Below are 773 nucleotides of genomic sequence, written 5' to 3'. Positions count from 1 at the left end.
GCCGGCCGTGGCAAACGCCTGAGTGATGAAATTCGTAAGGAATATGGCGACTTCATTCAAATGGAGCAGCAACTGCGCGTAGCGCGCAGCGAAGATGTGAGCCGTACCACGATTATCAGTATTGCCCTGTACTTGTGTTTTGTATTGGGACTGGGCGGCTTTTTGGCTTATATCGGTCGCCGTGATTTGCTCAGTCTTTCAGAGAGTTACAACAATGCTTTCGAGTCGCAGATCAAGACGGCGCAGCGCCTTGAACAGCAGGCCTGGTTGCGTAACGGCCAGACTGAACTGGCCGAACAGGTGCTGGGCCGTCTGACCCTGAACATGTTGGGGCGCAATATCCTGCAGTTCTGCGCCCAGTATCTGGGGTCGGTGGTGGCGGCAGTTTACGTGCGTGAAGACCACGGTGGCCTCAAGCGTGTCGCCAGCTATGGTTTCTCCCGTGAGCAAGAAGCGCAAGACCAGCTGATTCACAACGATGAAGGCATTGTCGGGCAAGCCGCACAGCAAGATCAGCTGGTTCGTCTGGATAACGTGCCTGCAGACTACAGCCTCAAGGTAACCTCCGGGTTGGGTCAGGGCAGCCCGCACAGTGTGCTGGTGATCCCGACCAGTGATGATGATCGGGTTAACGGCGTGATCGAGCTGGGCTTTCTGCGCCCGCTGAACGAGCGTGATATCGGGTTGTTTGAACTGATTTCTGACAATATCGGCACTTCGATCGAAGCCGCCCGCTATCGTCAGCGCCTGCAAGAGGTGCTGGCCGAAACCAA

Annotated in this window: 1 protein-coding gene; it reads left to right on the top strand. The window is 56.0% G+C overall.

The genetic code is table 11. The features are described 5' to 3' along the window. A partial coding sequence (locus HBN61_RS22330) for a GAF domain-containing protein (protein ID WP_170047931.1) occupies positions 1 to 773 on the top strand: 773 nt, incomplete at both ends.

It is taken from the genome of Pseudomonas sp. WS 5071, from assembly GCF_012985765.1.
In the GTDB taxonomy this organism is placed as follows: Bacteria; Pseudomonadota; Gammaproteobacteria; order Pseudomonadales; family Pseudomonadaceae; genus Aquipseudomonas; species Aquipseudomonas lundensis_A.
Note: the sequence above shows the minus strand (reverse complement) of the source record. Positions and strands in the feature narration are given on the sequence as shown.